Here is a 10804-nt window from a genome sequence, read left to right on the forward strand (position 1 = left end):
ATCTTGATTTAGTCATGGAACTTCCTGGATTGCTGAAATCATCCACTGGATAATTTCACCTAACGTCCGTACTCACCTAAGGAAAGTTTCAAAGAAGATTTTGTCTTTAATAAAAAAGACCGGATGGCTCCGATCTTTTCTATAGTTCATTTTCTCAAATTCTATTTTAAGAATAGCTAAGGTTGACGTTAAATGACCACGCCTCCTATTTCATACGATAAAAATCAATCACTAGACCAGCAGGGCCACTTACTAGCAGGGATTCGGTTCCCCAATCAGTTACAACTGGCCCATGTAAAATCTCAATCCCTAATTCTTTCACACGCTTTTGATTCTGTTCCAAATCTTCAACTTCAATGTGTAGAATGATTCCTGACTGAAAATTTTCCAAAGGAATCAAATGATTTTGGGATAACATGAGACAGTGACTGCCAATCGTGAACTGAGCAAAACTTTGGTCAACATAGTCCGCCTTTTTGTCCAAGATACGCTCCAAGCTAGCACATACTTGGGGAACATTTGAAACGATAATATCTAATTGATTTAAATTCATTTACTATCCTCCAGAAAAAGACCGGATAGCTCCGATCTTTTCAAGTTCTGCTCTAAGAAAATCAAAGTATAAACAAGGCATAGAACCGCAGACAGTACTGGAGTACGGCAAGGTGAAGATAACGCAGTTTACATTTGATTTTCGACGAGCAGGATTATTTGATTGCGCGTGATTGCAACCCTTCTTCTTCCAAGAAGAGGCGGAATGGTACGAGTTCTTCTGCTTCGTATTTTTCCTTGAAGGCTTTGATTGCTTCTTCTGAGTGTTGTTTTGGATCCAACTCAAGTACTTCTACTGGAAGTGGACGATGTGGAGTGATGTGAGCATCGATAACAACAGTTTTACCTTCTTTGTTCAATTTAACAGCTTCAGCAACGACTGCGTCGATGTCTTCGATACGGTCAACTGTAAATCCAATAGCTCCTTGAGCTTCAGCGATTTTCGCATAGTCAGCATTAGGGAAGTCACAACCAAACAAGTGTTTGTTTGTGTCTTCGTATTTGTCCTTGATGAAGGCATATTTACCATTTGAGAAGACAACGTTGATAACTGGAAGGTCGTATTGAACGTTTGTGATAACGTCTGGGTAGCACATGTTGAATGCACCGTCACCCATGATGTTCCATACTTGGCGATCTGGATTGTCTTTCTTAGCAGCGATACCACCAGGAAGGGCAATACCCATTGTCGCAAAGAGTGGAGATGTACGCCACATGTTCTTAGGTGTCATGTGAAGGTGACGAGTTGATGTTTGAGTAGTGTCACCTACGTCGATTGAATAGATAGCGTCTTGATCAGCATGTTTGTTGATTGCATTGTAAACTTGATACAATTGCAATTCACCCTCAGTTTTACCTTCGAGTTTGTTCATGTAATCACGCCAGTTTTGGTTATTCTTAACGTTTGCACGCCACCATGGAGTAGATTCAACTGGATTCACTTTATCAAGGATTGCTTTCGCTGCTTGACCTGCATCACCAAGGATTGAAGCGTCTAGGGCATGACGTTTACCAAGTTTGTAAGGGTCGATATCGACTTGGATGAATTTTTCAGTGTTCTTGAATGCTTCGTATACTTCAGCAAATGGGAAGTTTGAACCAAGGAAAAGAACTGTGTCTGCTTCAAAGACAACTTCGTTGGCTGGTTTCCAACCAACACGGTAAGCAGAACCTGTCAAACCTTCGTAGTTCCATTCGAACGCTTCAAAGTTTTTACCAGTTGTGATGATTGGTGCTTTGATTTTACGTGACAATTCAGTGATCACTTCACCAGCTTTAACACCACCGTAACCAGCATAGATAACTGGACGTTCAGCATTGTTCAAGATTTCAACAGCTTTGTCGATTTCAACTTCGTTCAAAGCAGGAGCGATGAATGAACGCTCGTATGAACCTGAACCGTAGTATGAGTTTTCGTCGATTTCTTGGAAACCAAAGTTTACTGGAATTTCAACGACAGCTGGACCTTTTTTAGAAACGGCAGCACGGCAAGCTTCGTCAATCACTTTTGGCAATTGCTCAGCGTAAGCTACACGTTTGTTGTAAACAGCGATACCGTTGTACATTGGGTTTTGGTTCAATTCTTGGAAGGCATCCATGTTCAATTCGTTAACTGGACGTGATCCAAGGATAGCAAGGAATGGAGTGTTATCCATAGCTGCATCGTAAACACCGTTGATCAAGTGAGTTGCACCTGGTCCACCTGAACCAACTGCAACACCGATAGATCCGCCAAATTTAGCTTGCATAACCGCTGCAAGAGCACCTGTTTCTTCGTGACGAACTTGCAAGAAACGGATATCTTTGTCTTCAGCCAAAGCGTCCATAAGTGAGCTAAGTGTTCCTGATGGGATACCGTAGATAGTGTCTACGCCCCATGTTTTCAATACGTTGAGCATTGCTGCAGATGCAGTAATTTTTCCTTGAGTCATAAATATAACTCTCCTTCAATAAAAATAATTGTCAGTCTTTGAACTGAATTCGACAAAGAGTGAAAACGTTTCAAATAACTTTACTATATCAATTTATCACGTTTTATTGTCCTTGTATAAGAATATGCTCACTGAATGCCTGGAACTATTACATAACACAAAGCACATATCTGTTCTGTTTCTGCCAACTATTTTATAACAGAAGTCACAAACCGCATAAGGGCAAGGTTTTTGCTTGTTGTAGAATTAGTACAAAATAGAGTGTTCCCCCAAACTGTTTTATAGAAGACATTAAAAAATCCTAGCTGGAAAATCATTTTCCTTGCTAGGATGGGTTATATTTCTCTTTGAAGAGCCTTACTCAAGACCCTGTATCCTTCAATTGTTAAATGAAGTCCATCTGTTGTATAAGCCGGTTTGAGCTGACCATCTTCTCCAAGCAAATGATCAAAAACATTGATAAATTCAACATTTATCATCCCTTGGGCCAATTCGTGGTAGGCCTGGTTCAAGGTCTGAATCTTCTGATTGGTCCGAATATAGACTGTCCCCTTGTAAGGCTCTCCCTCATTCACAGGAAGAACCGAAACGAGTTTGATTTGCGCCAAGGGCAAGAGCCGCACCATCTCCTGCAGGATAATGCTCATGTTATCAATGGTTTCCGACAGGGGCATTTCCTTGCCAATGTCATTAGTTCCGATCAGTAAAAAGACCTTGTCCACTGCTTGACCGAAAATATGGGCATCTAGATGCTCTCTTAAGAGGTCTGTCTTGTAGCCTCTAATCCCCCGATTCACCATATACTGATTCGTCAACAGCAACTCTTGAAGGGGATAGTATTCGACGATAGAGTCTCCTATAAAAAGAATATCGGGTTCCCTCAAAGGATTTTGATTCAGTTCTCGGTAATTCTTCTGTATTTTTGCCTGTTCTTTCAACAGCCAGGTCTCCAATAATTGTACAGCCATAAAGGCTCCTTTCGATTCGTATAGTAGAAACTGTGCAAGGTAGGATAAGGTCCTAGTCGAAGCTGAGCCTTCCATCCAAGTAAGCTTCGATGACTTCGTAAACCCCCTGATTCTGATGAGAAGGCGCCGTATAGCGGGCTGCTTGTCGCGCATGGGGATCCGCATTTTCCATTGCATAGGAATAGGTCGCTAACTCAAGCATCTCGACATCGTTTTGGCTATCTCCAAACGCCATCAAGTGTCCACCATCCACGTCCCAGCGTTCTTCTAAGAATTGAATGGCTGTAGCCTTATTGACACCCGGTTGCAGAATATCAATGGCCCCATAGCCACTAGCTGCAGGAAGCAGGCGCTCTCCAAACTTTTCTCGCAGCTCTTGCACAAAATCTTCGACTTTTTCAGTCTCCGTGACGACACTTAACTTCAAAACTTGCTCGCCATGTTCATGGACCAAATCATCCACAAAGCGCATCCGTTTGTAAAAAGCAGCCGCTAACTCCGGCGTCATCAATTGCTCTAAAAGAGGAAACTCTGTTCCTTTCTTGACATAGCCTCCCGATAAGCTACTAACGACCAGGTGGAGTTCTTCTTCTTGGCCTTCTAGATAACGCAAGACCTCCTGCACCAGCTCTTCCGGCCAGCTACACTCTCGGATGAGCTTCCCCTTCTCTAATATCCGTGCCCCATTGGCCAGCACCAAGGTGACGCGATCTTTCAAGTCTCCCAATACATGAGCCATACGGCTATAGCCGTTCCCTGTCGCAATGACAAAGGGAATCCCTCTTTGGTCTAGCTGATCCAAGATGCGACTCAAACGCCCATGATCTACTTCTCCTTGCTCGTCCATCAGAGTGCCATCCATATCTGTCGCAATCATTTGTAGCATACCGCCACCTCTTTCCATCTTTCCCCTATTATACACCATTCCCTCATCATTTTGGAGTCTTCTCTCCCATAAATCGCCCCTCTCCTCCTTCCTTAAAATTTAAGAAATTCCACCGAATCCTCTTTAATTTTTGGTCCAATTTTATTATAATATAGATAGTAGATTTTCCCTGTATGAGTAACTAGCAGACCCTTTCACACACCTGGTAAAAACGTCTGCTACTCCCGAAAAAGATCTAAGAGGTAGGCATGAACACAAAGACCTTATACCGCCAAACATCCTTTACCAACAGCGATTTCCCTTTTTCAATCAGACAAATTAGAACCCAAAATGGACAGCCAGATATCTTATTTCACTGGCACACCGATATTGAGATTATTTATGTCAATGAAGGGACTGCTCAGTTCCATATCGACTATGAATATTTTAATAGTCAGCCTGGTGATATTATTTTGATCCGACCCAATGCCCTTCACTCCATCCACCCCATCCAGAGTTCTTCTCATACTATGGATGTCCTGCATTTTAATCTGGACCTGATTGGGATTACCCATAAAAATATCGCCACTCTAAAATATTTACAACCCCTCCACAATGGGGATTTTGAATTCGTCCGACGCATTCAAGCCCAATCACCCGGTTTCGAAGAAATCAAACAGAGCCTCTTAACCTGTATGGCAAACGGAAGAGAACAAGGCCCCTACTATGAACTCCGACTTAAATCCCAGCTCAATGAACTCCTCTATCTCCTCTTCTCTCACAACTATATCGTCGAGAAGAAGTTCTCAACGGACGCTTACCGGAGAGAAGAAAAAATCCGTTTGGTCCTCGACCATATTTCGAACCATTACCAAGAGGAGCTCATGATCGAGCATTTGGCAGAGCTGTGCCATTTTAGCCCGACCCACTTCATGAATTTCTTTAAGAAACAATTAGGGATCTCTTGTATGGAGTACATCATTCAATATCGACTGAAAAAAGCAGCCCATCTCCTCCAGCATTCCGATCTGGCAATCATTGATATCGCGAGCCAATCCGGCTTCAACAACCTCTCAAACTTTAATCGCCAGTTCAAGAAATACTATCAGGTTACTCCAAGCCAATACCGAAAAGCTTGTCTATAACCAATAGATCAAACAATAAAAGCACATAAAACACAAGTGAAGTTTGCGTTTTATGTGCTTTTAATTTTTTACAACAGAAGGTCTGATAAAGCCTAGCAACCTTCCTCTTTATCACTCAACATTCTATTCAAAGACCATTTCCCTGTCTTTTCATATTGTCCAATTAATTCTTGGGAAGTTTGAGTGATTTCTGAAGGAAAATGAAGGCTTTTTAATGTATTGACCGCATTCTTCGTTACTGCAGCTCCCTGCTTTATCTGATAATCAAAGACGATTTTCCCGTCAACATAGCGACTGTCAAAATGATAATTATCATTGACTGCACCAGATGCCGCAACTAGCTCAATATCATGGCTTGAAATCATATACAGGCAATTGTGTCTCGATAGCCAGCGGACAATCCCTAAGCCAGAGCCAATTCGCTCAATGGTATTGGTTCCCTTAAAGAGTTCATCAATAAAGAAATAATGAAAACCTGACTTTTCCAGACTCTCAATCATTCGGAGGATCGTTTTGCTCTCTGTAATAAAATAACTATCTCCAACCTCGATATCATCGCTGACATCCATAGAGGTCATGACATGTCCATAAGAAAGCTCCAAACTGTCACCATAAGCGAAGCCCAAGCCCTGCGCTAAAATACAGTTAATGGCTACCATTTTCAAATAAGTGGATTTTCCGGAGGCATTATCCCCACTAATCACCATATTTTTTTCAAAAGTGACGTCATTAGCAACCGGATCCGCTAGTAAAGGATGGTAGATCCCCTTTCCTTTAATCCCAGCTTCTTCCTTAAAATTGGGATGACAAACCAAATTACCATCACGCTTATGGCGTAGAAGGCTGATGGCTACTTCCAATTCCCCCAAAAGATTGATTGTTTCCTGAGCTTCTTTCTGATGAGTCCTCACTTGCTGATAGATATAGATTTGAGCAATCTGCGGAATTAAGAAAAGAAAATTAAGGTAAATCAGGATAATTTCCATCTCGGAGCTTCCTGTTGGACTTTGTAAGATACTGGAAATGACTTTCGTCTTCTTAAATGGTTGGATAGCCTGTTTGAGGGCTTCTTGTTTTGGTAGCGCTAGACGGCTCAACTTTTCCGCTGAAGCAAAGATGCGAACCAGGTAACTAACTTGATCCAAGCGCATTTTATTCGACCAATTCCGAATGCTCGAAAAAATGATATTAAACGTCACACTCGCTATCAAGACTGACATGGCTTGAATTTGAAAAAACGGAAGAAAGAAAAGAGAGAGGACTGGCAAACACGCTAAAAAAATATAGAGAGAAAGATAAATCCTCGAATCTTGCTTCCCTGGATTCGCCACAATACTTCTAGCCATATTGTGGTTCTTTTTTCCTAACTGGTTCATAACAACCTGAACCTTCAGACGAAGATCCGGATGATGTTCAAAGAAATCTTCTAACTCCTGCAAAGATGCATCTGGTTGAAAGTTTATCAAACGCATCTTCTGGTACAAGGCCTCTGCCCCAATACTAGACTGTGTATGGTTCAGCTGATCAAAGACTCTATGCATGTCTAAATCATGCCAAGTTTGACCATCTACTTGACTATCCGTTGGCTGGAATGTAGATGCCAAAAGCATCGTTTCCACTAAACTCTCTTCACTATCATTTTTTATAAAAAAAGGTTTCCCCTCCCAAGCCTTGGCTAAATTTTTTCTCAGACGAATCGTTGATATCCGATTTGTTAGAACCATAATGATAATCAGTCCAACAAATCCAATTGGTAACCACTCCAGTTTGTCCATTCCTTAATCCTCCCTTCCTATTGCCAATTCAGATTCACATGTTCCTTCACTTCCTGGTAGGCTGTATCAACACGCGCCTTTGTTTCATCATCCAATTGATCCCGGTACTTGCCGCCTTCAATCCAGTCCTCCAAGATATAGGTCTGGAAATGATAGAGTTCATAACCTTCAGGAGAATAACTGTCCTTTGGCGTCCGGTTGACCCAAGTAGGATGAGCTGTGGCCGTTTTGATCCGTGTCTTGCGCCCTACCTTCTCAATGGTGATATCCATCAGGACACCCCGTTCGGTCCATTGCGCATTGTCTATCCCTTCCATGGTTTCCATCCGCTGATTGGAAAGGAAATTCCCCATAGAATAAACAATCAATTTCTGTTGCCCATCCTTATCCACAATCTCAGCAGGCTGGACAACATGAGGATGACCACCCAAGACGATATCCGCCCCCCAAGAAATCATCTTATGGTATAGCTCCTTTTGTTCCTCTGATGGCTCTAACTCATATTCATTTCCCATCTGAGGCATGACAATGGTCATGTCCGCTTCCATCTCCGCTTTTTGGATTTCTTGACGCATCCGCTCCTCATTGAGGTCCGATAGACGGTTGTCATAGTCCTCTTGTTCTAGATTATATTCCATCCCATTAAACCCGTAGGAATAGGCCAAAATCGCAATCTTGATCCCATTTACCTCCTTGATCAGGATAGGGGCTTGATCCCGCGTCTCATGTGGGTAGACACCAACCGTTTGGATCCCCGCGTCTTCAAAAGCCTTGGCAGTCGAAAACAGCCCTTCCAAGCCAGAATCGAGGATATGGTTATGTCCCAGATCCATCACCTGATAGCCTGCCTCCTTAATCGAAGCAACTACCTCCCCAGGGGCATTGAAAATCGGATAGCCCGAAAGCCCATAATCCGGATTAATGGTCCCTTCAAAATCCCCCAAGACCAGATTCCCTTGCTTTAACCATTCCTGAGCATAGTGATAATTCTCAGAAAAATCATAGCTTCCATCTTCCTTGGCGGCGCTCATATAAATCAAGTCATGATAGAGTTGATCTCCATTTGCCATGATCCGAGCCGTATGCGGTAACTGATCTGGATGAATTTCTTCTTGCTTTTCAACGACTTCCGGCATTTCTAGCGCTGTAATGGGAAAACCATTCCATTTTTGAACCCACAAGACCAGATTTGCTGCCGCAAATACTGTAATCAGCAAACCATAGACAAACTGTTCGTTGGTCAGGCGAAAAGCGGTCACCTTTCCCAAGCCAATATCAAGCCAGTCGTTGAGCATCCTGAGGATATCTTTCCCAAGCTCGCTCCATCTCTTTAAGAGATCCTTCCAATTCTTCATCATCTTCTCTTCCTATTTCTCTTGCACTTCTCAAAGGCCTCTCCCTAGCATCTTGATGGTACCTTTTACATTCTCACACTTCTCTAATCATCTCAGGTTTATACAATGAGCCACTAAAACCACATCAAACCTAGTATTCATTGAAATGCTTTCCCTTCATTGTATCACAAATTTTAAGAAGAGAAAAAAGAGAGCAGGACAGAAGCGCCATTGTTTAGAACTGCTTCTTTGTTCTGCTCCTACACAGTTGATTGATCCATGTATATGATCGATCATCACTTCTTATCGTTTGATTTGGACAAGCTAATCGCAACCATGACAAGACTTAGGAAAAAGGCCGAAATCAACCCTTTTGTCGTCCGATTCATAAAAGGTTGATGGAATACAAAATGATTATAGGCAGTAAATCCTAATCCAATCAGAGTTACCATAGCCGAAAGTGAAAAAATTGTTAACCACAAATTTCTATTTTTCATCATAAACTCCGTTTTTCGATCTACTAGAAAGGCCCTCTTATTTCAAAGCCTTTAACAAATAACCATAACCTTCTTGCTCCATTTCCTCTTTTGGAATAAAGCGCAGAGAGGCTGAATTGATACAATAGCGTAGGCCACCTTGGTCTTTTGGTCCATCGGTGAAGACATGTCCTAGATGGGCATTGCCTGAGCGGGAACGAACTTCGATCCGCTCCATTCCGTGGCTATGATCCTGATAATAGTGGACGACATCTTTGGCAATGGGACGGGAGAAACTTGGCCATCCACAGCCAGACGCAAACTTATCCTTGGCAAAGAAGAGAGGCTCCCCAGTCGTAATATCCACATAGATGCCCTCTTCAAAGGTCTGATCATAGACATTGTGGAACGGGCGTTCCGTCGCACTCTCCTGAGTGACTTGGTACTGCTCTGCTGTCAGTTTCGCCTTTAAGGTTTCTTGATCCGGCTTCTGGTAGGCTGCTGGATCAATCAAGGGCTGCTCAGCATCCGTCACATCGATATGGCAATACCCCCCAGGATTCTTCTTGAGATAGTCTTGGTGGTAGTCCTCAGCCAAGATATAGTGACGCAAGGGCTCTAGCTCCACCGCGATCTTGTGCCCCAGTTGCTCTTCTTGCTCCGCAAACAGGTGGGCGATCACCTGACGATCCGCCTCGTCTAGGTAATAGACACCTGTCCGATATTGGCGGCCTCGATCATTTCCCTGCTTGTTAACGGACAAGAGATCGATCACCCGGAAATAGTAGAGCAGAATTGCGCGTAAAGTAATCTTGTCTGGATCGTAGATAACTTGTACAGTCTCTGCATGATCCGTTTCTTTGATCAGTTGATAATTGGTCGTTTCTACCTGGCCATTGGCATAGCCCACCGTCGTCTTTTCTACACCGAGGATCCGAGAAAAATACTCCTCTAAGCCCCAAAAACAGCCACCTGCTAGATAAATCTCTGCCATCTTTTTTCCTCGCTTCCTGCATTCCCTAAGAGGAACGCTTAACATCTATTAGCTCCATCATAATCCAAGAGCCTCAGATTTTCAAGGATTCTGCATCAAAAATCCCTTCTACTATACTAGTAAAAGGGATAAAGGCACTCCCACTTATTTTTCAAATAAGAAAAAGAGCGAATAACCAAGATTTCGTAGAGACACTAAAAACTGATGGAAAAAATCATGCATGAGAGACATGTCCCACACCTCCTTTGAATATCTGTGGATAAACACAAAGCTAGCATCAACTACAAAACCACCGTCGGTCCGTAGACCTGTAACTGAGGCTTCACAACCTCGTAATGCCAGTGATCATAAGCTCGCCAAGATTGAAAGGTTTCTTCATTTAAACGCAACCCGCTCAGACCAATCAATAAACTAGCTGTCTGATAAAACTTCTCCAACTCGATCAACAGGTGATTGTCTATCCTTTGAGCCTTCAATAAAACTTTCAACATCTGATCTAGATTTTCTTTAAATCGAAAGGCATCATGACTGGCTTTGCATTCCCTAGAAAAGGCTGTTTGGAGAGTTTCGATCTTCGTCCTCGCCTCTTGAATCACATCCCTTTCTCCCATCGAAATCACCTTCCTTTTCACCTCCATTGTACACCTTTTTCTCTCTATAAAAATGGAAAATCTCTAAAACTAGGAACAGAATGAGTCTGGGACAAAAGTCCTAGCCTTTCAATTATTTTTGGATTGTCGAGCAAGACGCAGTGGTTGAGTGGG

Annotated in this window: 10 protein-coding genes; 1 reads left to right on the forward strand and 9 read right to left on the reverse strand. The window is 42.6% G+C overall.

All coding sequences use genetic code 11. From position 1 onward, the window contains the following. Positions 1-205: 205 nt before the first annotated feature. The 4 genes from RCH62_RS07805 to RCH62_RS07820 form a co-directional block, all read right to left on the reverse strand. Positions 206-553, reverse strand: coding sequence for a VOC family protein (locus RCH62_RS07805; protein ID WP_048688664.1), 348 nt, complete (start codon positions 551-553; stop codon positions 206-208). Positions 554-707: 154 nt separating this feature from the next. Then, positions 708-2483, reverse strand: coding sequence for a pyruvate oxidase (gene spxB, locus RCH62_RS07810; protein WP_048688661.1), 1776 nt, complete (start codon positions 2481-2483; stop codon positions 708-710). 335 nt (positions 2484-2818) lie between these two features. Further along, positions 2819-3451 carry an SGNH/GDSL hydrolase family protein gene (locus tag RCH62_RS07815; RefSeq protein WP_048789787.1) on the reverse strand — a complete coding sequence of 211 codons (633 nt, stop codon included), beginning with the start codon at positions 3449-3451 and terminating at the stop codon, positions 2819-2821. A 52-nt stretch (positions 3452-3503) separates the two neighbouring features. Further along, positions 3504-4337, reverse strand: a complete 834-nt coding sequence (locus tag RCH62_RS07820; RefSeq protein ID WP_306474969.1) for an HAD family hydrolase — start codon at positions 4335-4337, stop codon at positions 3504-3506. 248 nt (positions 4338-4585) lie between these two features. Here RCH62_RS07820 and RCH62_RS07825 point away from each other — a divergent pair, with 248 nt between their 5' ends. Continuing rightward, positions 4586-5461 carry an AraC family transcriptional regulator gene (locus RCH62_RS07825; protein ID WP_306474970.1) on the forward strand — a complete coding sequence of 292 codons (876 nt, stop codon included), beginning with the start codon at positions 4586-4588 and terminating at the stop codon, positions 5459-5461. Positions 5462-5553: 92 nt separating this feature from the next. On the opposite strand, the gene RCH62_RS07830 is transcribed toward RCH62_RS07825, so the two are convergent. From RCH62_RS07830 to RCH62_RS07850, 5 genes are all read right to left on the reverse strand, one after another. Then, positions 5554-7236 (reverse strand): hypothetical protein, encoded by a 1683-nt coding sequence (locus tag RCH62_RS07830; protein WP_125334885.1) that lies wholly within the window; start codon positions 7234-7236, stop codon positions 5554-5556. A gap of 17 nt (positions 7237-7253) precedes the next feature. After that, positions 7254-8531 (reverse strand): CapA family protein, encoded by a 1278-nt coding sequence (locus RCH62_RS07835; protein WP_229100000.1) that lies wholly within the window; start codon positions 8529-8531, stop codon positions 7254-7256. A gap of 335 nt (positions 8532-8866) precedes the next feature. Further along, positions 8867-9067 carry a hypothetical protein gene (locus RCH62_RS07840; RefSeq protein ID WP_373689711.1) on the reverse strand — a complete coding sequence of 67 codons (201 nt, stop codon included), beginning with the start codon at positions 9065-9067 and terminating at the stop codon, positions 8867-8869. 37 nt (positions 9068-9104) lie between these two features. Further along, a complete protein-coding gene (gene msrB, locus RCH62_RS07845; RefSeq protein WP_125334890.1) occupies positions 9105-10040 on the reverse strand; it encodes a peptide-methionine (R)-S-oxide reductase MsrB in 936 nt (311 codons plus the stop codon). A 281-nt stretch (positions 10041-10321) separates the two neighbouring features. After that, a complete protein-coding gene (locus RCH62_RS07850; RefSeq protein WP_125334892.1) occupies positions 10322-10678 on the reverse strand; it encodes a helicase BlpT in 357 nt (118 codons plus the stop codon). Positions 10679-10804: the final 126 nt, after the last annotated feature.

It is taken from the genome of Streptococcus sp. (genome assembly GCF_030825805.1).
Lineage (GTDB): Bacteria > Bacillota > Bacilli > Lactobacillales > Streptococcaceae > Streptococcus.